Consider the following 24,070-nt stretch of genomic DNA (forward strand, 5'->3'; position numbering starts at 1 on the left):
TAACGGTCAACTAAACCAGTATAACGATTGGCATTCGACATGATGATGTTCCAATGGTGTATAGAGCTTGGCGAGGGGGCATTGAAAAATCCCCCTCGGCCCGGTTAATTATCCAGCGATTCTAAACGAATTCGCACAATCTCGCCATGAATGACCGGCAAGGCCTGAATCTGCGCGAGCGCTTCATCCATTTTTGATTCCACGACTGGGTCGGTCAGAATCACGATCGGAATCAGGTCTTTTAAGCGCGGCTGCTGCATGATGGCGTCAATGCTGATGCCGGCGCGGCTGAGAATCGTAGTGACATCCGCCAGAACGCCGGTTTGGTCTTCAGCGTTGATGCGGATGTAGTAGCCTGTGGTCATTTCTTCACGCGACAGGATCGGCAGATCGGTCAGCGCTTCAAAGGCCAGCTGCGGAATAGTGCCTGCGCCGTCTTCGGTATAGGAGATGTCGCGGACAATATCCACCACATCGGCAATGACCGCTGAAGCGGTCGGGCCTGCGCCTGCGCCTGCGCCGTAATACAGCGTCGGGCCAACCGCATTGGCCTGCACCAGCACCGCATTTTTCACGCCGTTGACATTGGCGATCAGCTGGTCTTCAGGAATCAGGGTCGGGTGCACGCGCAGCTCAATGCCTTTGGCGGCGCGGCGCGCAATGCCGAGATGCTTGATGCGGAAGCCGAGGTCTTCAGCGTATTTCACGTCCTGCGCGGTGATTTTGCTGATGCCTTCGGTGAAGACTTTATCAAACTGCAGCGGAATGCCGAATGCGATGGATGCCAGCAACGTCAGCTTATGGGCTGCGTCAATGCCTTCGACGTCAAAAGTCGGGTCAGCCTCGGCATAGCCCAGTTCCTGCGCTTCTTTCAGCACATCGGCAAAGGCGCGGCCTTTTTCACGCATTTCGGTCAGAATGAAGTTGCCTGTGCCGTTGATGATGCCCGCCAGCCAGTCAATCCGGTTAGCTGCCAGGCCTTCGCGCATGACTTTAATAATCGGAATGCCGCCGGCCACCGCCGCTTCATAGGCAATCTGCACTTTGTGGTCATCGGCCGCTTTGAACAGCTCGTTGCCGTGTTCCGCCAGCAGCGCCTTGTTGGCGGTGACAATCTGCTTTCCGTGCTTGATCGCTTCCATGATGACGTCGTAAGCGGGATGAATGCCGCCCATGACTTCCACCACCACATCGACATCCGGCTGGCGCACAATCGACATTAAATCAGCGCTTTGCTTGACCGATGCTGGAAGTTCAAGATCCGGGCGCGGGCGGCGCGTGCCGACATGGGTAATTTGAATTTCACGACCGGTGCGACGTTTAATCTCGGCAGCATTTTCTTTTAATAGTTTAAGGGCACCACCACCCACAGTACCAAGACCGAGGATTGCCAGGCGAACTGGTTTCACGTCACACTCCATAATATTCATCAACTTTAAGCGAACCTAGATCATAGCTAAAAAAATGCCATGACTCTAGGAGATTCACAACTTTATCGCTATCTATAAAAAACAGTAATTTAATCAATAAAAATTATTTATTTAAGCGTTCCAGCAAATCACCCGGCTCCATGTAGCCGCCCAGGTAAACCCCGTCAGCGCTGTAGATGGCCGGTGTGCCGTTGACGCCGATATTCAGCCCCATTTCATACATGCTGCGCACCGGGCTGCTGCAGGAAGCCGGCGCGATCTGTTCGCCGGCAATGCCTTTGCTGAAGGCTGCCTTGCGGTCGGCGCTGCACCAGATGGCTTCCATCATTGGAATATGCTGCTCGCCGCGCGGCCAGGCGATATAGCGCACTTCAATGCCTTTGCCGTTGATTTCATCCATATGCTCATGCAGCTTATGGCAGTAAGGGCAGCTGACGTCGGTAAACACATAGACTACATGCTTGGTTTTGCCCTGCGCTTTGTAAATCAGCAGGTCTTCGGCTTTCAGCTGTTCAAAGATTTTTTTGTTGCTGGCGGCCTGCAGGTTCTGGCTGACGTTATACAGCTCTTTGCCGCCCAGGCGCACGATTTCACCCTGCAGAATGTATTTGCCGTCCGCAGTGGCATAAACTGAAGGCATGCCGTCAAGGCTGACCCAGTACAGGTTCGGCACTTCAGTCGGCTTCACATCGACAATTTTGGCGCCGATATTGGCTTTTTTCAGTCCGTCCTGCAGCGTGGCGGTCAGGCGCTGCTGCGCATTGCGTTCAGAAAGGGTGGAAGCTTCGCCCGTCGCCGGCGCGCTGGCGGTGAGCGGCGCCTGTTTTTCTGCATCATTATTGGATTTGGAGCAGGCGCTTAAGCCCAGTCCGGCAGCAAGCGCACATGCGGTAAAAATGTTTGAACGGGTAAATCGCATAAACAACCCTTTTGTTTTAGCTTTATAAAACTGGTGGGTAAGCATAGCAAAAAAAAGCCGGGGCGATAAAACTTCTTAATCCGGCATTCAGCGCCGTTAAGCGCGCGGATGATGGGCGGCGTGCAGCTGTTGCATGCGGATCTGCGCTACATGGGTGTAAATTTGCGTGGTGGACAGGTCGCTGTGCCCCAGCAGCATCTGCACCACGCGCAAGTCAGCGCCGTGATTCAGCAAATGCGTGGCAAAGGCATGCCTTAAGGTATGCGGCGACAGCTCGGACTGAATATTGGCCTGCAGCGCATAGCGCTTGATGGCGTACCAGAAATTCTGCCGGCTCATGACTCCGCCGTGCTGGGTGAGGAATAGGTAATCCGTCGGGGTTTTATACAGGGCTGCGCGGGCTTCAGTTAAATACTTTTCAACCCATTCGCAGGCCATTTGCCCCAAAGGCACCAGACGCTCCTTATTGCCTTTGCCGACGATGCGCAAATAGCCCTGCTTCAGGTTGATCAGCTCCAGGCGCAGATGCAGCAGCTCCGTGACCCGCAGGCCGCAGGCGTACAGCACCTCCAGCATGGCGCGGTCGCGCAGGCCCAGCGCGGTGCTGATGTCCGGCGCATTAATCAGCGCTTCCACGTCCGCTTCGGACAGGTCCTTGGGCAGGGCGCGCCCCAGCTTCGGGGTTTTATGCGCGCTGACCGGGTTGTCGCTGCGCAGCTTCTGTTCGCGCAGGAATTTAAAAAATGAGCGCAGCGCGGACAGCGCGCGGGCGATTGAGCGCGGGCTTTTCCCCTGCCGGGTCAGCGCTAAAAGTACGTCGGAAACGTCATCGCTGCTCCATGCCGGCATGGGCTGGGCGCAGTACGCACTGCATTGAATTAAATCAGATAAATAGGCGTTGCGCGTATGCGGGCTGACCGTTTGCGCAATCAAGTAGTCGCGGAAGCCCTGCAGGAAGCTCAGCTGTTCAGGGATGGCGACTGGGGCCGGGACACGGGGCTTTTTATTCAGCATGCAATCTTCAACTTTATCCGCTCAGCCAAGGGGAAATTCCAGGCTGAATGCAATGTAAATCAATTTGCCCGGCCTGTCGATGCGCAGGGAGAATGGGAATTGAAATCAAATCTGATTTGGTAATTATTCTCATTTGCCTGTATAATGTTTAATAAAAGTTTTTAGGATTAGGCGCGTGCGTTTATCTGATTTAAAAGTCAAGCAGTCAGCCATCATTCAAAAGGTGCACCGCATCCGGAATGGCCAAAACTCCCAGACTGATGTTGTGGCGAGCCGTTTGGAAACATTGGGCTTTATACCAGGTACAAAAGTGCAGGTGATTACCAAAGGCATTTTTGGCGGAGACCCGATTTTAATTCAAATAGGCTTTACCCGCTTCGCGCTGCGCAAAACTGAAGCTGAAAAAATAGAAATAGAAGGAGCACCGGCATGACTGAGGCGCTGCGTATTGCCCTAGTCGGTAATCCTAACTGCGGTAAAACATCATTATTCAACCATTTGACCGGCACGCGCCAAAAAGTGGCCAACTATGCAGGGGTCACGGTGGAGCGCAAAGTCGGCAGCTTCAGCCTGCCGTCCGGCAAAGCCGTGCGCGTGCTGGATTTGCCCGGCACCTACAGCCTGGACGCCACCAGTCCGGATGAAGCGATTACCCGCGATGTAGTGCAGGGCAAAATTGCGGAAGAGGGCAGCCAGGATGCTTTCCTGTGCGTGGTTGACGCCACCAACTTAAAGCTGCATCTGGGCCTGGTTCTGGAAATGATCGCGCTGGGCCGGCCGATTCTGCTGGTGCTGAACATGATGGATGAAGCGCGCCGCCGCGGCATGCAGATCAATACTCAGAAACTCTCGGAGCGCCTCGGCATTCCGGTGGTGGAAACGGTTGCGGTGCGCAATTCAGGCATTGAAAACCTGATGAATGCGCTGGATCAGGGCAAGTATTCGGCGCCGCATACCGAACTCAGCGGCCTGACCGGCGACAGTCACAAGAAAATTGCGGCCCTGCTGCAGGATGTAGTGCATTTTGCCGATCAGGAAGACAAGCGCTCCGATTTTCTGGATAAAATTTTCCTGCATCCGGTGCTGGGCTTGGTCAGCCTTGCGCTGATGATGTTTGTGATCTTTCAGGCGGTTTTTGCCTGGGCTGCGCCGTTTATGGACGGCATTGAAACGTTCTTTGGCTGGCTGGGCGAATTTCTTGGCCCGCATATTTCGCATCCGCTGCTCAACAGCCTGATTGTGGACGGGATTATTGCCGGCGCCGGCGGCGTGGTGGTGTTCCTGCCGCAGATTCTGATTCTGTTCTTCTTTATTCTGGTGCTGGAAGAGTCGGGCTATCTGCCGCGCGCGGCTTTCCTGCTGGATAAGCTGATGTTTAAAGCCGGCCTCAGCGGGCGCGCCTTTATTCCGCTGCTGTCCAGCTTTGCCTGCGCCATTCCGGGCATTATGGCGACCCGCAGCATCAGTGACCCGCGCGACCGCCTGACCACGATTTTTGTCGCGCCGCTGATGACCTGCTCCGCGCGCCTGCCGGTGTATGCGCTGCTGATTGCTGCCTTTATTCCGCAGAAAATGGTCTGGGGCCTGCTCAACCTGCAGGGCCTGGTGCTGTTCGGCCTGTATATGGCGGGCATTCTCAGCGCGCTGGCGGTATCCTTCGTGCTGAAATTCTTTCAGAAAGACAAATCTCAGCATATGCTGCTGATGGAGCTGCCAAGCTACCGCTTTCCTGACGTGAAAAGCGTCTGGATTGGCCTGCTGGACCGCGCCAAGATTTTCTTAAAGCGTGTCGGCGGCATTATCTTCGCGCTGTCGATTCTGCTGTGGTTCCTGTGCACTTTCCCGCAGCCGCCGGAAGGCGCAGCGCTGCCGGCGATTGATTATTCATTTGCCGGCATGCTGGGCCATGTAATGCAGCCGGTTTTTGCCCCGCTGGGCTTCAACTGGCAGATCTGCATCGCCCTGATTCCCGCCATGGCTGCCCGTGAAGTGGTGGTGGCGGCGCTGGGCACAGTATATGCCCTGTCAGCGGCCGATGATGACGCGATTTCACAGGGCCTGTCCACCTTAATCAGCAGCGGCGACTTAGGCTGGTCGCTCGCGACAGGCCTGTCGCTGCTGGTGTGGTTTATTTATGCGCCGCACTGCCTGGCCACGCTGGCCACAGTAAAGCGTGAAACCGGTTCATGGAAAACCGTGGGCTTCATGACCGTGTACCTGTTCGGCTTGGCCTATTTGATGTCTTTCCTGACCTATCAAATTGCTTCGCATTACTTCGGCTGATTTTTCCGCGAAAGCCGCATGAGAGGGGACTGCAATGATTGAAATTCTAATAGTGGCTGCACTGGTGATCTGGAGCGTTGCCGTGGTGTTTAAGAAGGTGTTTCCGAAAACCGCGGCTTCCGCCTTTACGCAGCTCTCAGACGCCAGCGCAAGGCAAGGCTGGACAGCTTTGGCCAAATGGCTGAAGCCGGCAGCCGCGGCCGGATGCGGCGGGGGCTGCGGCTGCGCGGCCTCTGACAATGCTGCCGAAAAAAAGCCTAAAGTGCAGGCGGTGAAGTGGAAATAAAATCCGCTGCCGATGAAAAACTGCAAACCGTCATTTTTATGACGGTTTTTTTACGCGCTGACACAAAAAAACCGCCAGAAAGTCAAAACTGAAAAAGCATTCAAAACAGCAAAGTGCTAACATTTTGTCAGTTTTAAAGACAGACCATAAAATGGGGCAAAAATGTTAATACAGCGTGGTGGTTTAAAGGTCGTTGCCGGACTTGGAATTTCAGGTGTCGCCGCGGTTAATTTCCTGCATGCGCAAGGCTACCGCGTTGCAGCAACAGATTCACGGCAAACCCCGCCGGGCCATGATCAAATCCCCGCTGCGGTGCAGACCAGCTTCGGCAGGCTGGATGAAGAGCTGCTGCTGCAGGCCGATGAAATTGTCATCAGCCCGGGGCTGGACCCGAAGCTTCCTGAAATTCAGGCCGCCATCGCCAAAGGCATTCCAGTGGTCAGCGAAATTCAGATTCTGCGCCGCGCCACAGACAAGCCGATTGTCGCGATTACCGGCTCCAATGCCAAAAGCACCGTCACCACGCTGTTTGGCCTGATGGCCGAAGATGCGGGCAGAAAAGCAGCTGTCGGCGGCAACTTGGGCCGTCCGGCGCTGGATTTAATCAAGGATGATCCGGATCTGTATGTGCTGGAGCTGTCGAGCTTTCAGCTGGAAACCACTTCAAATCTGGCAGCCGAAGTGGCTGTCGTGCTGAACATGAGTGAAGACCATTTAGACCGCCATGGCGACATGATGGGCTACCACACCGCCAAGCACCGCATCTTTCAGGGCGTGAAAAAAGTGGTATTTAACCGTGATGACTCGCTGACCCGCCCTCTGGTGCCGGATGCAACGCCGATGCAGAGCTTTGGCCTGAATGCGCCGGATCTTAATCAGTACGGCGTTTTAAGGGATGACGACGGCACCATGTGGCTGGCGCGCGGCCGCGAGCGCCTGCTGAAAAGCTCAGAGATGTACATTCAAGGCACGCACAATGTGGCGAACGCCTTGGCCTGCTTGGCCTTGGGTGAAGCGATTGGCCTGCCTTTGCACAGCATGCTGGAAACCCTGAAGACCTTCAAAGGCTTGGAGCACCGCTGCGAATTCGTCAAAGAGCTGCACGGCGTGCGCTATTACAACGACTCGAAAGGCACCAATATCGGCGCGACGCTGGCTGCGCTTGACGGCTTAGGCGCCGCCATTGAAGCCAAAGGCGGCAAAGTGGTGATTATTCTGGGCGGGCAGGGCAAAGGGCAGGACTTCAGCGCGCTGCGTGCATCGCTCAGCAAATATGCCAAAGCTGCGGTGCTGATCGGTGAAGACCGGCCAATTATTGAAAAGGCCGTTGCGGGAACAGTGGAACTGCTGCATGCGGAATCATTGCAGCAGGCGGTGGAGCTCTGCCGGCAGCATGCGCAGGCGGATGACGTCGTGCTGCTGTCTCCGGCATGCGCAAGTTTTGATATGTTTAAAGGTTACAGTGAGCGCGGTCAGCAGTTTGTTGATTGCGTCAATGTACTGGTTTAAAAGAACGATAAGGAAAGTTGTATGGCTGGGTTAGCTCAGACGACCATAAGTAAAATAAACGAAGCCTACGGCCGGTGGGCGCCCAAGCTCCCTGCCGAAGTCAATATGCGCAATGTGCTGATCTTCTGCGTTTTGGCCCTGCTGTGCCTGGGCTCAATCATGGTGGCTTCGGCATCCATGCCCTATGCGGACCGCCTGCATGAAAATGCCTTTCACTATGTGACGCGCCACGGCATTTCCATTCTGGTGGCCTGCATTGCTGCATTCCTGGCCTATAAAGTGCCGATGAATGTGTGGTTCAACAATACCTTCCCGCTGTGGCTGCTGACCATCGGGCTGCTGGCGGTGGTGCTGGTGGCCGGAACCGAGGTCAATGGCTCTACCCGCTGGATCCGCATCGCCGGCTTTACCCTGCAGGCTTCCGAAGTCGCCAAAGTCATGATGGCGATTTTCACTGCGGACTATGTGGTGCGCAGGGCGGAAGAGGTGCGCAACAACCTGTCTGGCCTGTTCCGCTTAGGCGCGGTCATGATCATCACCGTGGGCCTGATTCTGGCGGAGCCGGATCTGGGCGCAACAGCGGTAATTGTCCTGATGATTCTGGGGGTATTTTTCCTGGCCGGCGCGCCGCCGATTCAGTTCATCGCGTTTCTGGCAGCCATTATTGTCGGCTTGGCCGCGGCGATTGTCTTTGAGCCGTACCGCCTGCAGCGCGCGCTGTCATTCACCAATCCCTGGGCTGACCCGCTGGGCACCGGCTACCAGCTGTCGAATGCGCTGATGGCCTTTGGGCGCGGCGAATGGTTTGGCGTCGGCCTGGGCCACAGCATTCAGAAAATGTCCTACCTGCCGGAGGCGCATACCGACTTCATGCTGGCGATTCTGGGCGAAGAGTTCGGCTTCTTCGGCATTACCACGGTGCTGGCGCTGTCCTTCACGATGGTGGTGTGCTGCATTAAAATCGGGCACCGCGCCCTGAAGCATCAGTATCTGCGCGCAGGCTACCTGGCTTACGGCATCAGCATTATTTTCCTGCTGCAGATTCTGGTGAATGCCGGCATGAACATGGGCATGCTGCCGACCAAGGGCCTGACCCTGCCGTTCATCAGCTACGGCGGCTCGTCTTTGATTATGTGCGCGGTGATGGTCAGCCTGGTGCTGAAAATTGAAGCCACGACCAATCAGGTGAATCCAAGCAAAGAGGAATCCAGCTTCTAAGCTGCATTTATATATTGGAAGATCAAAGCCTGCTGATCGCTGCATATCAGCAGGCTTTTTTGTGGCTTAAACCGGCAATTGCAGCGGACTAAAAAGAGGATGTTTATGCTGGTGAGGGAATTGGCGGGAATTAACTATAAGCTGCTGCTGTTTCTGCTTCTCGGAAGCCTGATCCCGCTGCTTTATTCAACGTTCCGCATTTACTGGATCGGGCAGATTGACGCTGGGGCGGCGTTCAGCATTGCAGCTCAGCTGGCATGGGTGTCTTTGCTGTATGAGGTGCTGAATGAAGCCCTGCTGTTGCCTCTGGCGTTTATTCTGGGGCAGGTGATTCGGGATAAAGCCGAATGGCGGCGGCGGATCGCGGCGACTTTAAGCCTGTTTGCCGCAGCCTACTTGGGGGCAACGCTGCTGTTTTTACTCTGCGCGCCTGAGGCGGTAAAGTTTATGCGCCAAAGTCCGGAACTGCAGGCGCAGACGGTGCAGTACATCCGCCTGGAAGCGCTGGCGGTTTTATTTTCCAGCCTGTTCAGCTATTGCCAGCTGATTCTGATTCTGCAGAATCATCAGAAATTCCTCTACCTGCTGCTGCTGCTGCACAGCGGGCTGATCCTGATTCTGGACAGCGTTCTGGTCAGTTCCCTGAATTTTTCACTGCAGCTGGGGCTGACAGGCGTTGCCCTCTGCAATCTTGCTGTTCATCTGATTCTTGCCTGCATTTCATTTGCGGTGATTTATGCCCAAGGGGTGCGCTTCGCGCAGCTTAAATTCAGCAATAGCGGCTGGATCCGGGATTACTGCAGAAAAGCAGCCGTTTCAGGCATAGAATCATTGATCCGCAATGCGGTATTTGCCCTGATCATTTTAAAAATGCTCAATATGGCCGAGCGTTCAGGGGATTTCTGGCTGATGAACCAGTTTATCTGGGGATGGCTGCTGCTGCCGGTTTTGGCGGTCGCGCAGCTGGCCAAGCAGGATGCTGCGGTTCATCAGGCATTAAGCGCGGCGAAAGTCCGCGCATATCTGCTTTTGGTTGCTGGCGTTATTGCTGTCTGGCTGCTGACGATGCCCTGGTGGGAAAGCTTTATCCAGCATGTGCTGGGCGCTGAACATGCCCGGCAGATAGCGCAAATGGCGGTATGGATGAGCGGCTGCTATGCGCTGTTTGCATGGAACAGCGTGCTGGATCAGTATTTTTACGGCATCGGGCGCATTGATTTAATCTTATTTCAGACGCTTGCGGTAAATGCCTTATTTTATGGCGCAGTCTATATTTTATACGGGATGGGGCTGATCACGCTGAGCCTGCAGAACATCCTGCTGATTTTTGGACTGAGCCTGATTCTGGACAGCTGTCTGACGTTTGCGCAGTATTTGAGGCTGCGGCGCCAGCAAAACCGGCTGCCTGCCCTGGCGCCGAAATCATAAGAATATTCCTTGAATCCGCGTGCCTTGAGGAATCCGCTGAATCTGCCACTGGCTGGCTGCCTGCGCCAGCATTTCACGCGGCTGGGCTATTTCTACAGGAGGCTGGCCAAGCGCTGCAATTGCCTGCTGCAGCAGCTGCGGCGCCTGAGTTAAATCCAGCGCCTGCGCCATATTCTGCTTGGACAGCTTCTGGCCCTGATCATTCATGGCCAGAGGCAGGTGCATATACTGCAGCTCCGGGCAGCCGAGCAGCCGGCCCAGCCAGATCTGGCGCTCGGTATTGTCCAGAAGGTCGGCGCCGCGCACCACATGGGTCATGCCCTGCAGGCAGTCATCAACCGTGACCGCCAGCTGGTAATTGATGATGCCGTCACGGCGCTTCAGCACAAAGTCGCCTAAGTCCCGCTGCAGGTTGGAGCAGTGCCGGCCCTGCAGGCGGTCTGCAAAGCAGATTTCCTGATCATCTACTTTAACGCGGATGGCTTGGCCCGCGAAAGGCAGGGCTGAATTGCGGCAGGTGCCGGCATAGATATGGTTGGAGCCGAGCATTTTGCGGGTGCACTGGCAGGCGTAAACCCAGCCCTGCTGATGCAGCTGCTCAATGACGGATTCATAGATTTCAAGGCGGTCTTTCTGAAAGATGATTTCCGCGTCCGGTTCCAGCTGAAAGGCGTCAATTGAACGCAGGATATGATCTTCGCTGCCGGGATAAATGCGGGGAATGTCGGTGTCTTCAATGCGCACCAGCCATTTGCCCTGCTGGGCGCGGGCATCGCAGTAGCTGGCCACGGCGGTGATTAAAGAGCCAAAATGCAAAGGGCCGGTTGGCGATGGCGCAAACCGGCCCGTATAAGCCATCCTGCTGTCCCCCTGCTTGATTAAAGAAGGGGTCAGGGGAGGATTACCGGATAGCATGCTTAACCGTTGTTCTGCTTCTCTTTGATCTCTGCAAGCGTCTTGCAGTCAATGCACAGAGTCGCCGTCGGGCGCGCTTCCAGGCGGCGCAGGCCAATTTCAATGCCGCAGGTTTCGCAGAAGCCGTAGTCATCATTTTTGATGGCTTCAATCGACTGCTCAATTTTGCGGATCAGCTTGCGTTCGCGGTCGCGGGTGCGCAATTCAATTGCGAACTCTTCTTCCTGCGTTGCGCGGTCATTCACGTCAGGAAGCGCAGTATTTTCGTCCTGCATGGTGTTTAAAGTGCGGTCCACTTCAGACATCAGCTCAGCTTTCCATGCCAGCAGAATGCGGCGGAAATGCTCAAGCTGCCCTTCTGACATGTATTCTTCATTTTTCTTCGGTTGATAAGGCTCAATACCAAATAAGCTAGCAGTAGACCCGCCTTCAGACGCCTTTGGCTTGGCTTTGCGGACGCGCTTTACAGATTTCTCATCCGCCGCATCTTGTTCATCTAAGACTTGATTTTGGTTGTCATTCGCCATATAGGGCATTCCTCATCATATGCATATATCTATACGCAAAAAATATGGTGATATGCAAGTTTTTTATCCACCCGCGCAAGGAGATTGCTCCCGCAGGGCCGTCATCATATAGACTTTTTTTCGATTTAGATAGTCTTAGATGTGTGGATTGGATCTGCCACTTTTTCATCAGATGCCATAAATTAATGGAAAAAAATCAAAATGAAAAGTTAATAACCTGAAATTTGAACATTAATTTCAGGCTGGCTGGTTTTTACCCGCACAACTTCGGTTGAAAACTCGCCGTTTTCCTTCAAATGCAGCACGCGGTAGCCCGGCGCAGAGCGGTCCAGCGCAAAGCTGTCGCTGCGCGGCTTGAACTGCACGCTGGTGGAAGGCGTGGACAGAAACTGCACGCCGCGCCATTCATTGCTGGAGTCCTGATGCACATGGCCGCACAGCACGGCTTTGACGTTGCGGTGCTTGGCGATGACATTCATCAGGTGTTCGGCATTTTTCAGCTTATGCTGGTCAATCCAGCGCGACTGCATGGCGAAAGGATGATGGTGGCAGGCGATGATCACATGCTGCTCCGCCTGTTCCGCCAGAATCTGATCCAGCTGCTGCAGCTGCTGCTGCGCGACCCAGCCATCGACCTGGCCTGCGACGGCGCTGTTCAGCAGCACAATGCGCCATGCGCCGAAGCTGAGCACATGCGCCTGATCGCGCTGCTGATGAAAGGGGAAAAGCGCGGTGTCGTCATGGTTGCCGGGAACCTGAAAATGCGGAAAGTCCTGCTGCTGCATGTGCTGCAGGTAGCGCGCATAGGTGGCCGGAACCGGCACCTGCGCCAGGTCGCCGGTATGCACAAGGGCGTGAATGGATGAAAAGCGCTGCGTGATATGCGCCATGACATCGCGGAAGCTCTGTTCCGGATTCATTCCGGCAAACTCAAGGTCTTCCTGATCCATGAGATGTGTGTCTGAGATCTGGATGATGGTCCAGTCCGGCGGTATTTCTGTATTCATCAGCAAAGGCATGTCCTGCTCCTTAGACATTCTTTATAGTATGAATTTCCTGCTGCAGCCATTGCAAGGCCATAATGACAGGCGCGTTCTTTAATCGGCCGCTGGCCAGCAGCTGAGGCAGGTCAGCATAATTCAGAATATGCAGCTGAATGTTTTCACCTTCGTCCGGCATGCCGAAAACGCCGCCGTGTTCCGGCAGTTCGGCTTGCGCGCCGTACAGGTGGAACAGTTCGGAACATGCGCCGGCGGAAGGGTAGAAGCTGAACAGGTGCTGCAGTTCGCGCAGCGCGCAGCCGGATTCTTCCAGGCTTTCCCTGCGGATGCAGCTTTCCGGCGATTCATCGTCATCCAGCACCCCGGCGATAATTTCCAGCTGCCACGGCGAATCGGCATCGTCAATCGCGCCAACCCGGAACTGTTCAATCAGGGCGAATTTCCGCTGCCGGTGGCTGTAAATCAGCACGCCGGCGGCTTCGGGGCGGTGAATCAGCTCGCGCTGAATCACCGGCGTGCAGCTGTCCTGCGCAAACAGGCGGTGGCGCAAGCTGACTTTTTCCACCTGAATAAAGCCCCTGAACACATGTTCACGCCCTTCAATGGCGTAATCTTTATTGTTATAGGAAGCTTGTTTAATAATATTCATAAGCTTAATAAAAGTAAAAGGATGAAAACGGCTGTTTTCATCCTAACTGAGATTTAAGGGAACACAAACGCTTTTTTTGCAGCGTTACACTTTATGGTACAGCTTTTGACCCTGTTCCTGATAAGCGGCCTTCATCGCTTCCATGCCGGCGTCAATGTCTGAGCCGCTTGCGGCTGATGATGCGGCAATCTTTTGATTTTGCGCATAATCCCGGACATTCTGGGTGATTTTCATCGAGCAGAATTTTGGCCCGCACATGGAGCAGAAATGCGCTGACTTGTGCGCTTCTTTCGGCATGGTTTCATCATGCATGGAGCGCGCAGTGTCCGGATCCAGGCTTAAATTGAACTGGTCTTCCCAGCGGAACTCAAAACGCGCTTTAGACAGGGCATTGTCGCGCGCCTGCGCGCCCGGATGGCCTTTGGCCAAATCGGCAGCGTGGGCTGCAATTTTATAGGTGATGATGCCGTCTTTCACGTCTTTTTTATTCGGCAGGCCCAAATGCTCTTTAGGCGTCACATAGCACAGCATTGCGGTGCCGTACCAGCCGATCATGGCTGCGCCGATTGCGGAAGTAATGTGGTCATAGCCCGGCGCAATATCCGTGGTCAGCGGGCCAAGGGTGTAGAACGGCGCTTCCTGGCAGACTTCCAGCTGCAGATCCATATTTTCCTTGATCATATGCATCGGCACATGGCCCGGGCCTTCAATCATCACCTGCACATCATGCTCCCATGCGCGGTGCGTCAGTTCGCCCAGCGTGCGCAGTTCCGAGAATTGCGCTTCATCATTGGCGTCCTGAATGCAGCCCGGACGCAGGCCATCGCCGAGGCTGAACGACACGTCATAGGCTTTCATGATTTCGCAGATTTCATCAAAATGCGTATACAGGAAGTTTTCTTCATGATGCGCCAGGCACCACTGCGCCATGATGGAGCCGCCGCGCGAAACAATCCCGGTCAGGCGGCCGGCGGTCATCGGCACGTAGCGCAGCAGCACGCCGGCATGAATGGTGAAGTAATCCACGCCTTGCTCGGCCTGCTCAATCAGCGTGTCTTTGAAGATTTCCCAGGTCAGGTCTTCGGCCACGCCGTCGACTTTCTCTAAGGCCTGGTAAATCGGCACGGTGCCGATTGGCACAGGCGAGTTGCGGATAATCCATTCGCGGGTTTCATGGATATTCCTGCCGGTAGACAGATCCATGATGGTGTCCGCGCCCCAGCGGGTCGCCCAGGTCATTTTCGCTACTTCTTCATCAATTGAAGAGCCCAGCGCCGAGTTGCCGATGTTGGCGTTGATTTTCACCAGAAAGTTGCGCCCGATGATCATCGGCTCAATTTCAGGGTGGTTGATGTTGGCGGGGATAATCGCGCGGCCTTCGGCGATTTCCTTGCGCACGAATTCCGGGGTGATTTCGGTCAGGTTGCGCGCGCCGAAGTTCTGGCCGGCATGCTGGCGCATATCCGCGCCTTCGCGCTGGCGCTGGTTTTCGCGGATGGCGATGTATTCCATTTCCGGCGTGATGATGCCCTGCCTGGCATAGTGCATCTGGGTGACATTCTGGCCTGCTTTGGCGCGGCGCGGCTTTTGAATATGCGCAAAGCGGATTTCCGCAGTGCGGATGTCTTTCAGGCGCTCCTGGCCAAAGGCTGAGCTCAGGGTGTCCAGGCGTTCAGTATCCGCGCGCTCTTCAATCCAGCTTTCGCGCACATTCGGCAGGCCTTTATTCAGGTCAATTGCCACTTTCGGGTCGGTGTAAACGCCGGAAGTGTCATACACCATCAGCGGCAGGTTTTTTTCGCCGCCCAAGCCTGTCGGGGTATCGGTCAGCGCAATTTCGCGCATTGGCACCTGAATGTCCGGGCGCGAGCCTTGGATATACACTTTGGATGAAGCGGGCAGAATGCGGGTCAGATCTTTGGCGTCTTGCTCATGCTGAGCAGACAGATCATTTGAGGAAAGATTCGTTAACTGGTTCATTGCAATGATCCTTATGAATGTCATCAGCGAATCAAGCGTGGCCGGAAACCCTGGCGGATTGTTCTGCTGAAGCCTTCAGCCGGTTTGGGGAGCGGCAGCGGAGCAGATCAATCGGAAGCTCTAGGCTTTCAGATGGCTTGATTCCTACGCAGGTCTTAACCTGATCAGGTTCAACGGTACTCGCCATCAAACCCTGCACATTCAGAATTTAGGCGATCTCAGCGGGCTGTTACCCGCGCTCCGTCAAGCGGTGCTGAAATCTTAGCCCAGTCTGGCATTAAAGAACAGTCAGCAGGATGATTTTGTCTGATGCTTGTTAAAAAATAGTTAAATATTAATTGTTTATTATGTGTTGATTAGCGGCAGACGGCGTCGCTGAAGCAGTCTTTTCTATAGCGCGGCGCCGGGCTGCGCAAATTCAGATACAGTTCCAGCTGCTGCCAGGGGCTGAGGCCGCTTTGCCCGCCTGCCGCCTGCAGGCGCTGTTCCGGGCTCATTTCCAGAAAATGCAGGAAGCGGCCAGCCTGCAGGGCCAGGGCGGAATCCTGCAGTTTGGCGATCCGCTGCATTTCTTCGGCTGCGCCGGCCTGCACGTCCAAGCGGCCGGCATAGCTGCTGGAAACTGGAGTATCTTTCAGGCCTTTGAATAAAAATATCTTGTACTGATGCAGCAGCTGCCGCGCATCCTGAATATAGCTGCTTTTCGGGTATTCCTGAACATAGTCTTCCCAGAACAGCGCGCGCCGTGCAATTTCCGGCGCATCAATCAGCAGGGACTGATCCCTGAAAGCCGGCTGCAGATTCTGCTGCGCCAAATTTTCAATAAATACGCGTTCGGCTTCCGGCATGTACGGCGCAAAGACTTTCGCCAGATATTCCGGGCTGCGCCGGTAATGCAGCCCGTCTTGGCCGCCGTCAATCAGCTCTACATAAGCCTGCCCCTGATGCTTCAGCAGGTACTGGTCACGCAGGGCCAGCTGCTCAAAATGGCTTTGCTGAATGGTCGGATGCTGCGCCATATCAAAGGCGTACTGTTCAAATGCCAGCTGCTGCACCGGGCTGCGCCCGACATGCAGAAAGCGCTGATACATGGCATTGGAGCGCTGCAGCAGGCGGCGCTGCTGGGCTAAATCCTGCAAAGGCAGGCAGACTTTCAAATCCTGATTGATCTGCTCCAAGGCAAAGGCTGTGCGCTGATTGCTGATTTCCTGCATATCTTCTTCGAGCTTTTGGCACAGCAGGGAAAGGTCAGCCGTTTCATGCTGAACATTCACGCTGGCCAGCTGCTCCTTTGCAGGCTGCGGCTCAGGCTGCTGCTGGCAGCCTGCCGTCAGAAGCAGGCAGGAACAGGCAAAGCTGAGCTTTGCGGCGGAAGAAAAAATCTTTGGCACAGGCATCCGGCAATCAAATAGGGCAATATAGGTCTGATAATGCTGCTATTCTATCGCTGGAATTGCGCCGTACTGTTGAGTATTGTGCAGTTGTTTGTTACAGCGCTGTGAGCATGGCCAGCGCAGCCGGGGAGCTGAAGCGGCGGCAAAGAAAAATTCAGCCGTCATCAAACTTTCATAATGGATGTGCTTTAATATCCGCTTAAAAATTTGTCTTAATCTGCTGCTGTGGAGTGCGTCCTGTGAGTCCAAATAATCCTGTGCTGAGCCACCATATTTCTTCGCAATTTAATGAGGATATGCAGGATGTGAACACCAAATTCATGACCATGGGCGGCCTGGTTGAGCAGCAGGTGGCGAACGCCATTCATGCGCTGCTGGATACAGATGTTTCCATGGCGGTTGATGTGCAGTTTCAGGACAATACGGTTAACCGCTATGAAACTGAAATTGATGAGGCGCTGACGCTGATTCTGGCGCGCCGCCATCCTGCCGCGATTGACTTGCGCATGGTGATCGCCATGTCCAAAGCCAATACCGACTTGGAGCGCATCGGCGACGAAGCGGCCAAAATTGCCCGCATTGCGCAAAGCCTGTGCGAAGAGGGCGGTTCGCCGCGCGGCTATATGGAAACCCGCCATATCGGCAATCAGGTGCGGGTGATGATTCATGACGCTTTGGACGCCTTTGCGCGTTTAGACGTTGATCAGGCGCTGAAAGTGCTGCTGGCGGATGCCGACATTGACCGCGAATACCAGTCTGCAACCCGCACGCTGATGACTTATATGATTGAAGACCCGCGCCATATTACCCGGGTGATGAATGTGCTTTGGGTGCTGCGCTCTCTGGAGCGCATCGGCGACCATGCGCGCAATATTTCCGAGCAGGTGATTTATATGGTGAAAGGCCTGGATGTGCGCCACACCAGCGTGGAAGAAATTGAGCTGAAAGTGCAGCGCTGATGATGCGCTGAGATGCAAATCTAAGCAAAAAACGCAGTCAAGCCAGCCCGTTAGGAAACGGGCTGGCTTTTTCTTTTAAAGCCATTGATGCTGCCGGCTCTGTACCGAAGTTTTCGCCTGCACTGTCATAGTATAGTTTTAAAAAAATATAAATTAAAAACAAATATATATAGCTAAGCTCTACAGTCTGTTTTGTGCATAATTGCATAAAATATGATTGCACTGGATTTTAGTCGCGTTAACTATCTCGGCAATTAACGATGATGCTTGCACTGCCTCATTTTTGCTTTAGAAAGTTTCAATGCCTTTGTGTAGGCAAGATTTTACTTTGGAAAGACCCAAAGTAAAACAAAAGTCTTTTGTTGCCCATACACGGCATCCTGAGCCAGTTTTAAGCACTGCTTTAAAATGCAGCGCAAGGGATGGGCAACGTGCGGCATTCATGCCGCACCCGCGTATCCGGAGTTTCCTTTACTCAGCTATGGGGCAGCAATGCTGGTGCTGTCCGGTTTTTTATCACGGCCCTGCAGCGGAAGCGTTCAGCCTTCCTGATTTTCCGGCAAAGCCATAAACTTCTTCTCAATCAGCGCGGAATTTTCCTGCAGGATTTCAATCAGTTTCTGCAGATTGACAAATTCAAAGCGGTTTCTGGAAGCCAGCAGGGTTAAAGCCAGCGGCGGCGCTTTGCTGGAAAACTTAACCGGCACAGAGACCCCGGCGACATTCGGGTCGAGCTCGCCATTGGAAAAATAATAGCCCTGCTTTTTGATTTTTTTCATTGCCGCCAGAAAATCAGCTTCATCGCCAGCAAAGCCGGTTTGCGCCAGCTGCAGCGCATAGCGCCGGTAATAGTCCAGCAGGCCGGGCTTCGGCAGGTGGGACAGCATGGTTTTTGCCGATGAGCCGATATAAACCGGGCGCGGGCAGCCGCGTCCGTAAGACAGCAGCGGCGTGTTCTTGAAGACTTCATCATGCAGGTCAATGCATGAATCATGATTTAACTGCGTCAGCAGGCAGGAAAATTCCGTGCGTTCGACAATATTGCGCATGAACGGAATGCTGATCTGCACCAGCGGGTCTGTGGTGCGGGAAATGTAGTCCAAGACCGCAATTTTTGAACCCAGCGTATAGTCGCCGGAGGTGCCGCTCAGGCGCTGCAGCAGTTCTGCTGAAACCAGCTCTTTAAGGTAGCGGTAGCTGGTCGGCTTGGAAAGGCTCAGCTCCTCACTGATGATGTCGACATTAATCACTGGGCGGGACAGGGAAAATAAATCCAAGACCGTGAGAATTTTACCAAAACTGGAAAGCGCCATATAAACCTGCTTGGTTAACACAAAAGTCAAAATTTTCTATACGGTAACTTTATAACAAAATGCGCGGCGCTGTGCTGGGCTTTTATGCGGAAATTATAAAATTTTATTGAATTTCAGTATATTGTGATAAGCGCTGCGGAAAACTGAGGCATTGATTTATTTTCGCAGCCGATTTCTTAAATAGCGATATTTCCGCGGCTGCGCATTGAGGCTTTGCAGGCGCGGACCGGGCGGATTTTTAGTGGATGAATTGATTATTTTTCTTTGCAGCCCTGAATGGCGGAAGGCCGCAATTATGGCGTGAGGCCTTCTGGATTGCGGTACCAGCTTTCAATAAATAAGGCGGCGGCCACGCTGTCGGCGGCCAGTTTTTTGCCGCGGCCCTGCGACTGGTAGTGCTCCAGTTCGCCGCGGGCTTCACGGGTGGTCAGGCGCTCATCCACCATCAGGGTTGCAATATTGGTCTGATGGCGCAGGCGGCGGGCAAATTTGCGCGACCGCGCGGAAAGCTCGGACTCGCTGTCGTCCATATTCAAAGGCAGGCCCACCAGAAACAAGTCCGGCTGATACTGCTTGACGATTTTCAGCAGCTGATCCCAGTTCGGAATGCCGTCCTTCATCGGCAGCAGCGCCAGCGGGCTGGCGCTTTCAATCATGGACTGGCCCACGGCCATGCCCATTTTCTGCGTACCGAAGTCAAACGCCATAATCATTTGCGGCGCATTTAAGTCAGGCATGTCCAATCTCAGAAGATAACCAAATGCGGTCTACCCCTATTTTCTTATAGGCGGCATCCCAGCGGTCATGGTAAGGCAAATTGAAAATCAAATCCATGTCCGATTCGCAAATCAGCCAGCCGCCGCGGGCAATTTCTTCCTCCAGCTGGTTTTTGGCCCAGCTGGCGTAGCCTAGCGCAATCTGGTAGCGCCCCACGCCTTCATTGTGCGCAATTGCATCGAGAATATCCTTAGAGGTGGTAATGCAGACATTTTCCCCCACGGCGATGGAGGAGTGCCATGTCGGCTGGCCGGTATGCAGGACAAAGCCGGCTTCCGGCCGCAAAGGGCCGCCTTGCAGCACCGCATGCGGATGCACATAGTCTGCGTCAATTTCAAGGTCATTCAGCAGTTCCTTAATCTGAATGCTTGAAGGGCGGTTGATGATAATGCCTTGCGCGCCGTCCTGATCGTGACGGGCCAAATAAATGACCGTATTTGCAAAAAATTCATCTTGCATATCTGGCGGAGCAATTAGGCAGCGATGCGTCAGATATTGTTTGCTCACCTAGGCTTCTCCGGGCTTGAGTCTGGGGCTGCTGATAATGCATGAATGGCCGAGGCTGCCGGCTAAAATTGGGCGGTGAAGCGTCCGTGCTGCATACAGAGGCGAATTGTCAACAGACCCTAAGCATTTTCAAAAGTATTTTTAAATTTTGTAGAGTGTCAGCTCTGTCCAGAGCTTAATTAGACTATAGCATTGACTTTGCGGATTTCTCTAACGAATTATCCGCTGCGGTTATTTTTTATTGTCCTGGCGCCGCCGGCTTGAGGCAGAAATCACATAAGTAAGAGCATGAACATGGGGGGCTTTTAATAAAAGTTTACATTGCGGCGGCTTTTCGGCTGCTTTGCCTGAAAATGTGCAGCAGAGCTTAATTAAATAAAAATAATCATATGTTTTACAGGAAGATATTTCTTTGACCTGAATTGTTTCTGTTTGTATCATATGCGCGACATTGGCTAAAATAATGCATTATGCGTACTAAAACTTACATGAATGTTGCTGCTTTGTGCGTGGCTTCCCTGGCGGCTGTGCAGGCCAATGCGGGCGTGTTCGGAACTTATGAAGATGATGGGGCGCTGTTCAGAAGTTCTTTAAATGCGGAACTGACTTCATCCGCCGCCGCCAAGTTTGAAAGCAAGAAAAATTCCAAAGATGCTGTGCTGTATCATTTGGAACAGGCGCGGATTCTGCAGGTGAATCAGAACTATCAGGACAGCCTGGATGCCTACAAAAAAGCCTTTGAGCTGCTGGATAAGCAAAATAACCGCAGCAAAATCAGCATGACGCGTGTGGGCTTTAAGGCGCTGTCGATGGTCAGCAATGAGTCCGTGGTGCCTTATCTGGTGCCGCAATATGAGCAGGTGCTGGCGCATATTTCGCAGGCCAAGAACTACATCTTTTTAAATGACGCGGAAGCTGCCGGCGTGGAAATGCGCATTGCGCAGGGCATTCAGCGTGAAATTGAGCTGGAGCACGAAAAAGAGTTCGAAAAGAAAAAAGAAAAGCAGAATTCCGCTTCCAGCATTGACTATTCGGCTTTAGATGAGGCCTTTGCAGGCTTAGACCCGATTGCCGGCCGGATCAAAAATACCTATCAGAACGGCTATGCTTTTTACATGGCGGCCAATCTGTGGGAAGCTACCGGCGACTACAACAGCGCTCTGGTTGACTTCAAGAAAGCCTATGAGCTGCAGGGCAGTTCAAGCTTTGCCAAAGACGTAGCGCGCGTGGATAAAGCCGTGAACAGCAATGCGAAATCCGTACCGGTCATTGTGTTCATTGAGCAGGGCATTGTGCCGCAGAAAATTGAAAACAAGCTGGCTTTCCCGATGCCGAACGGGCTGATCAATATCGCCTTTGCAAGCTATGAGCCGAGCACCTATGCGCCGCCGCAAAGCCTGAAAATCAAGCTGGGAAGCCGGCCGGCGCAGCAGAGCTATCTGGTCAGCGATATTGGCGCGCTGGCGGTGAAAAGCCTGAAGGAGCAGACTTTAAATACCGTCACCAGCCAGGTTGTGCGCGCCACGGCCAAATACGCCGCGCAGCAGCAGCTGGGCCAGCAATTGGGCGCCTTAGGCCAGCTGGCTGGAAATTTAATGAATGTGGCAACCGAGCGCGCCGACTTAAGGGCATGGTCAACGCTGCCCAGCAATACGCAGGCTGCGCGTTTTGATGTGAGTCCCGGCAAGCACAGCCTGCAGGTGATCGGGCTGCAGTCCGCCAGCGAGGTCATTACTGTTGAAGCCAATCCGAATCAAACTGTTTTTGTCTATGTCAGTGACGTAAACAATAAAATTTCAGCCAGTTCAAGCGCTGTAACCCATTAATTTAAAAAAGAGTGCAATGATGAATATGAATTTGAAACTGGCAGCGGCCGGCCTGCTGGCCGCAGCGCTGATTGGCTGCACTGCGCCAAACTCACTGTCGACCCAGACGGCAGCCGATGGCAGCTACAGCGTGAAAACCGTCAGCAATAACCCGAAGCTGGTTACGCAGATTGCCGTGGACCGCATCAATATGGGCTATGCGGGCGATTTGAAAAAAGCTTCGATTGCGATTAAAGACCGCTGGTTTGTCAGCCGCACATTTGAATACAAAATTGTCTGGGTCGATGCCAGCGGCTTTGAAGTGAACCCAGAAGGTTCGCGCTGGAAGCCGATTCAGCTGACCGGCCGTGAAGTCAAAACCGTTCAATCCATTGCGCCTAACCCGTCCGCGGTTGATGTCGTTGTTTATTTAAGAAAAGATTAATAAGGATCAGTTCCATGAAATTAAAATTAGCTTCAGCCGCGGTTCTGGCTGCTTCAGTATTGACTGGCTGCGCTTCCACCAAGGTAGGCTATGGCGATGCGCAGGCAGTTGAAACCCTGACTAAAGATTTCGGCTCTACCGACCTGCAGATGATTGCGGACAAAATGGTGGACGATATGCTGACCTTCCCGGTGATTGTCCAGCTGACGCAGAACCGCCGCCCGGTGATGTTTGTGGACCGCATCCGCAATAAAACCCAGGAGCATATTGATACCGAGTCGATTACCGACACCATTCAGAACAAGCTGATCAATTCCGGCAAATTCCGCTTTGTCGACATGACTTCCGCAAATGCGCTGGCGCAGCAGTTGGCCTACCAGAAGCAGAGCGGCATGGTGAATCAGGCGACGTCGGTTAAAGCGGGCGGGCATATTGGCGCTGAATACATGCTGAACGGCAACCTGTCGAGCATTGTGAAAAACTCCGGCGGCAAAAGCGATGTGTACTACAAATTCACTTTGAAGCTGCAGAATGTGCAGACCGGCATTGTGGAATGGACCAGTGAAAAAGAAATCCGCAAGTCAGCGAAGCGCTCGGCATTCGGCCTGTAATTCCAATCCGCAGCTGCGCGCCCGCGCAGCTGCTTAAGCAGATCATAAGAATGAATAAATTACTTTTAGCCCTGCTGCTTGCAGGGTGTACGGCCAGTTCGGCATTCGCTGCATTAAAGGAAGTCGTCAAAGAAGCTTCAGGCAGCGGCGCGACGCAGCATCAGGCTATTTCAGAAGCCCTGCTGGTGGCAGTGCAGTCGGTGAATGGCGCGACCGTATCTTCACGGACAGACTATGAAGAAACTGTCAGCATGTCGGTTTCCAATAATCAGTGGAATTATAGCGGCAAAGTTTCCCCGGTGTTCAGCGTGGACAGCGCCGGCTCAGGATCGGTCACTAAATTTCAGGTGCTGAGCGTAGCAGGGTCAAAAGGCCATTACCGCGCCAAAGTGCGCGCGCATGTGGTGCAGTATCAGTCATCGGTTCAGGATCAGCATTTGCGCCGCATCGCGGTGATGCCGTTCCAGTTCTATGAAAAGAATAACCGCTCTGCCCAGGTCGATTCGGCTGAGGATTTCGCATCGGAACTGTCTGACCAGCTGGGCGTGTATTTGGCGCAAAGCGGGCAGCTGAGCCTGCTTGACCGCCATTATTTAAGCGAAATGCAGTCTGAAAACGAGTTTCTGCAATGGGATGGCGCTCCGCAGGAACTGGCGCGCATCGGCCAGAAAGTCGGCGCAGACTATCTGCTGGTGGGGCGCATCAATGACATTTCAGCGGCCAGCGGCCAGCAGATGTATGGGATGAATCAGGGCGCAGAGCAGGTGCGCCTAACCTGGCGCGTGATCGAAGCCAATACCGGCAAAGTGGCTGCTTCGGGCGCATTCAACCGCGTCCTTGCGGACAGCGCCGTGCAAAACATGCTGAATAATTCGCTGAATGATTCAAGCGCGGATAAAATTGCGCAGGGCTTAAGCCAGGAAGTGCTGGCGGGAATGAAGCTGCAGCCGGCATCATCTTCAAGCCTGAATGCAGGCTTTACGCCAACCTATGAGATGACGCCGGGATCGAGCGAAAAGCCGGTGCAGTGGTAAGCCTTGCTTCAATAGAACTGAATACAGCCGGTTCAGGCTGCAGTGAAAAGCCGGCAGATCATCTGC

General features: G+C 53.8%; 23 protein-coding genes and 1 riboswitch. Of the genes, 11 read left to right on the forward strand and 12 right to left on the reverse strand.

The features are described from left to right. Positions 1-104: 104 nt before the first annotated feature. From RSA72_RS04215 to xerD, 3 genes are all read right to left on the reverse strand, one after another. A complete protein-coding gene (locus RSA72_RS04215) occupies positions 105-1,409 on the reverse strand; it encodes a homoserine dehydrogenase (RefSeq protein ID WP_332632791.1) in 1,305 nt (434 codons plus the stop codon). A gap of 124 nt (positions 1,410-1,533) precedes the next feature. Continuing rightward, on the reverse strand, positions 1,534-2,349 hold the full coding sequence (locus tag RSA72_RS04220; protein WP_332622059.1) for a DsbC family protein: 816 nt from the start codon (positions 2,347-2,349) through the stop codon (positions 1,534-1,536). Positions 2,350-2,445: 96 nt separating this feature from the next. After that, positions 2,446-3,363, reverse strand: coding sequence for a site-specific tyrosine recombinase XerD (gene xerD, locus RSA72_RS04225; protein ID WP_332622061.1), 918 nt, complete (start codon positions 3,361-3,363; stop codon positions 2,446-2,448). A gap of 175 nt (positions 3,364-3,538) precedes the next feature. Between xerD and RSA72_RS04230 the strand changes: the two genes are divergently transcribed. The 6 genes from RSA72_RS04230 (at position 3,539) to RSA72_RS04255 (ending at position 10,087) form a co-directional block, all read left to right on the forward strand. Next, positions 3,539-3,796 carry a FeoA family protein gene (locus tag RSA72_RS04230; RefSeq protein WP_332622062.1) on the forward strand — a complete coding sequence of 86 codons (258 nt, stop codon included), beginning with the start codon at positions 3,539-3,541 and terminating at the stop codon, positions 3,794-3,796. Then, the gene (feoB, locus tag RSA72_RS04235; protein ID WP_332622063.1) at positions 3,793-5,646 is read left to right on the forward strand and encodes a ferrous iron transporter B; all 1,854 of its coding nucleotides are present in this window, start codon (positions 3,793-3,795) and stop codon (positions 5,644-5,646) included. Before RSA72_RS04230 ends, feoB begins: the two co-directional genes overlap by 4 nt. A 34-nt stretch (positions 5,647-5,680) precedes the next feature. Next, positions 5,681-5,932, forward strand: a complete 252-nt coding sequence (locus RSA72_RS04240) for a DUF6587 family protein (protein ID WP_332622064.1) — start codon at positions 5,681-5,683, stop codon at positions 5,930-5,932. 162 nt (positions 5,933-6,094) lie between these two features. Beyond that, a complete protein-coding gene (gene murD / locus RSA72_RS04245) occupies positions 6,095-7,441 on the forward strand; it encodes a UDP-N-acetylmuramoyl-L-alanine--D-glutamate ligase (protein WP_332622065.1) in 1,347 nt (448 codons plus the stop codon). 21 nt (positions 7,442-7,462) lie between these two features. Next, positions 7,463-8,659 carry a putative lipid II flippase FtsW gene (ftsW, locus tag RSA72_RS04250; RefSeq protein ID WP_332622066.1) on the forward strand — a complete coding sequence of 399 codons (1,197 nt, stop codon included), beginning with the start codon at positions 7,463-7,465 and terminating at the stop codon, positions 8,657-8,659. A 105-nt stretch (positions 8,660-8,764) separates the two neighbouring features. Continuing rightward, positions 8,765-10,087 (forward strand): MATE family Na+-driven efflux transporter, encoded by a 1,323-nt coding sequence (locus tag RSA72_RS04255; protein ID WP_332632793.1) that lies wholly within the window; start codon positions 8,765-8,767, stop codon positions 10,085-10,087. Here the strand turns inward: RSA72_RS04255 and gluQRS are convergent. The 6 genes from gluQRS to RSA72_RS04285 form a co-directional block, all read right to left on the reverse strand. Then, the gene (gene gluQRS / locus RSA72_RS04260; RefSeq protein WP_332621684.1) at positions 10,082-11,002 is read right to left on the reverse strand and encodes a tRNA glutamyl-Q(34) synthetase GluQRS; all 921 of its coding nucleotides are present in this window, start codon (positions 11,000-11,002) and stop codon (positions 10,082-10,084) included. The genes RSA72_RS04255 and gluQRS overlap by 6 nt on opposite strands. Before the next feature lie 2 nt (positions 11,003-11,004). Beyond that, positions 11,005-11,529 carry an RNA polymerase-binding protein DksA gene (dksA, locus tag RSA72_RS04265; protein WP_332621682.1) on the reverse strand — a complete coding sequence of 175 codons (525 nt, stop codon included), beginning with the start codon at positions 11,527-11,529 and terminating at the stop codon, positions 11,005-11,007. Between the two features lie 209 nt (positions 11,530-11,738). Next, positions 11,739-12,548 carry a 3',5'-cyclic-AMP phosphodiesterase gene (gene cpdA, locus RSA72_RS04270; RefSeq protein ID WP_443098253.1) on the reverse strand — a complete coding sequence of 270 codons (810 nt, stop codon included), beginning with the start codon at positions 12,546-12,548 and terminating at the stop codon, positions 11,739-11,741. A 10-nt stretch (positions 12,549-12,558) separates the two neighbouring features. Beyond that, the gene (locus tag RSA72_RS04275) at positions 12,559-13,179 is read right to left on the reverse strand and encodes an NUDIX domain-containing protein (RefSeq protein ID WP_332621679.1); all 621 of its coding nucleotides are present in this window, start codon (positions 13,177-13,179) and stop codon (positions 12,559-12,561) included. An 84-nt stretch (positions 13,180-13,263) separates the two neighbouring features. Then, positions 13,264-15,159, reverse strand: a complete 1,896-nt coding sequence (gene thiC, locus RSA72_RS04280) for a phosphomethylpyrimidine synthase ThiC (RefSeq protein ID WP_332621678.1) — start codon at positions 15,157-15,159, stop codon at positions 13,264-13,266. A 124-nt stretch (positions 15,160-15,283) separates the two neighbouring features. After that, positions 15,284-15,412, reverse strand: a riboswitch (TPP riboswitch). 103 nt (positions 15,413-15,515) lie between these two features. After that, positions 15,516-16,556 (reverse strand): hypothetical protein, encoded by a 1,041-nt coding sequence (locus tag RSA72_RS04285; protein WP_332621677.1) that lies wholly within the window; start codon positions 16,554-16,556, stop codon positions 15,516-15,518. A 236-nt stretch (positions 16,557-16,792) separates the two neighbouring features. Between RSA72_RS04285 and phoU the strand changes: the two genes are divergently transcribed. Beyond that, entirely contained in the window at positions 16,793-17,512 is a 720-nt protein-coding gene (phoU, locus tag RSA72_RS04290) for a phosphate signaling complex protein PhoU (protein WP_332621676.1), read from the forward strand. 539 nt (positions 17,513-18,051) lie between these two features. Here the strand turns inward: phoU and RSA72_RS04295 are convergent. The 3 genes from RSA72_RS04295 to RSA72_RS04305 all read right to left on the reverse strand — a co-directional run bounded on the left by RSA72_RS04295 (position 18,052) and on the right by RSA72_RS04305 (position 20,109). Then, entirely contained in the window at positions 18,052-18,825 is a 774-nt protein-coding gene (locus tag RSA72_RS04295; RefSeq protein WP_332621674.1) for an IclR family transcriptional regulator, read from the reverse strand. A 293-nt stretch (positions 18,826-19,118) separates the two neighbouring features. Continuing rightward, complete coding sequence (gene ruvX / locus RSA72_RS04300) at positions 19,119-19,562, reverse strand: Holliday junction resolvase RuvX (RefSeq protein WP_332621673.1); 444 nt, start codon at positions 19,560-19,562, stop codon at positions 19,119-19,121. Beyond that, positions 19,555-20,109 carry a YqgE/AlgH family protein gene (locus RSA72_RS04305; RefSeq protein WP_332621672.1) on the reverse strand — a complete coding sequence of 185 codons (555 nt, stop codon included), beginning with the start codon at positions 20,107-20,109 and terminating at the stop codon, positions 19,555-19,557. Before RSA72_RS04305 ends, ruvX begins: the two co-directional genes overlap by 8 nt. Before the next feature lie 470 nt (positions 20,110-20,579). On the opposite strand from RSA72_RS04305, the gene RSA72_RS04310 reads away from it, so the two are divergent. The 4 genes from RSA72_RS04310 to RSA72_RS04325 are packed head-to-tail and all read left to right on the forward strand — an operon-like array spanning position 20,580 to position 24,004. After that, positions 20,580-21,935 carry a hypothetical protein gene (locus RSA72_RS04310; RefSeq protein WP_332621670.1) on the forward strand — a complete coding sequence of 452 codons (1,356 nt, stop codon included), beginning with the start codon at positions 20,580-20,582 and terminating at the stop codon, positions 21,933-21,935. Between the two features lie 19 nt (positions 21,936-21,954). After that, a complete protein-coding gene (locus RSA72_RS04315) occupies positions 21,955-22,359 on the forward strand; it encodes a DUF1425 domain-containing protein (RefSeq protein ID WP_332621686.1) in 405 nt (134 codons plus the stop codon). Positions 22,360-22,373: 14 nt separating this feature from the next. Next, positions 22,374-22,970, forward strand: coding sequence for a penicillin-binding protein activator LpoB (gene lpoB, locus RSA72_RS04320; protein WP_332621668.1), 597 nt, complete (start codon positions 22,374-22,376; stop codon positions 22,968-22,970). Between the two features lie 50 nt (positions 22,971-23,020). Continuing rightward, complete coding sequence (locus RSA72_RS04325; protein ID WP_332621667.1) at positions 23,021-24,004, forward strand: CsgG/HfaB family protein; 984 nt, start codon at positions 23,021-23,023, stop codon at positions 24,002-24,004. Positions 24,005-24,070: the final 66 nt, after the last annotated feature.

It is taken from the genome of Acinetobacter sp. (assembly GCF_036659555.1).
Lineage (GTDB): Bacteria > Pseudomonadota > Gammaproteobacteria > Pseudomonadales > Moraxellaceae > Acinetobacter.

Coding starts and splice junctions, on each gene's coding strand:
- RSA72_RS04220 (WP_332622059.1), bottom strand. CDS start 2,349: ATGCGATTTACCCGTTCAAACATTTTTACCGCATGTGCGCTTGCTGCC.
- xerD (WP_332622061.1), bottom strand. CDS start 3,363: ATGCTGAATAAAAAGCCCCGTGTCCCGGCCCCAGTCGCCATCCCTGAA.
- feoB (WP_332622063.1), top strand. CDS start 3,793: ATGACTGAGGCGCTGCGTATTGCCCTAGTCGGTAATCCTAACTGCGGT.
- RSA72_RS04240 (WP_332622064.1), top strand. CDS start 5,681: ATGATTGAAATTCTAATAGTGGCTGCACTGGTGATCTGGAGCGTTGCC.
- murD (WP_332622065.1), top strand. CDS start 6,095: ATGTTAATACAGCGTGGTGGTTTAAAGGTCGTTGCCGGACTTGGAATT.
- ftsW (WP_332622066.1), top strand. CDS start 7,463: ATGGCTGGGTTAGCTCAGACGACCATAAGTAAAATAAACGAAGCCTAC.
- RSA72_RS04255 (WP_332632793.1), top strand. CDS start 8,765: ATGCTGGTGAGGGAATTGGCGGGAATTAACTATAAGCTGCTGCTGTTT.
- gluQRS (WP_332621684.1), bottom strand. CDS start 11,002: ATGCTATCCGGTAATCCTCCCCTGACCCCTTCTTTAATCAAGCAGGGG.
- dksA (WP_332621682.1), bottom strand. CDS start 11,529: ATGGCGAATGACAACCAAAATCAAGTCTTAGATGAACAAGATGCGGCG.
- cpdA (WP_443098253.1), bottom strand. CDS start 12,548: ATGCCTTTGCTGATGAATACAGAAATACCGCCGGACTGGACCATCATC.
- RSA72_RS04275 (WP_332621679.1), bottom strand. CDS start 13,179: ATGAATATTATTAAACAAGCTTCCTATAACAATAAAGATTACGCCATT.
- thiC (WP_332621678.1), bottom strand. CDS start 15,159: ATGAACCAGTTAACGAATCTTTCCTCAAATGATCTGTCTGCTCAGCAT.
- RSA72_RS04285 (WP_332621677.1), bottom strand. CDS start 16,556: ATGCCTGTGCCAAAGATTTTTTCTTCCGCCGCAAAGCTCAGCTTTGCC.
- RSA72_RS04295 (WP_332621674.1), bottom strand. CDS start 18,825: ATGGCGCTTTCCAGTTTTGGTAAAATTCTCACGGTCTTGGATTTATTT.
- ruvX (WP_332621673.1), bottom strand. CDS start 19,562: ATGCCTGACTTAAATGCGCCGCAAATGATTATGGCGTTTGACTTCGGT.
- RSA72_RS04310 (WP_332621670.1), top strand. CDS start 20,580: ATGCGTACTAAAACTTACATGAATGTTGCTGCTTTGTGCGTGGCTTCC.
- RSA72_RS04315 (WP_332621686.1), top strand. CDS start 21,955: ATGAATATGAATTTGAAACTGGCAGCGGCCGGCCTGCTGGCCGCAGCG.
- lpoB (WP_332621668.1), top strand. CDS start 22,374: ATGAAATTAAAATTAGCTTCAGCCGCGGTTCTGGCTGCTTCAGTATTG.
- RSA72_RS04325 (WP_332621667.1), top strand. CDS start 23,021: ATGAATAAATTACTTTTAGCCCTGCTGCTTGCAGGGTGTACGGCCAGT.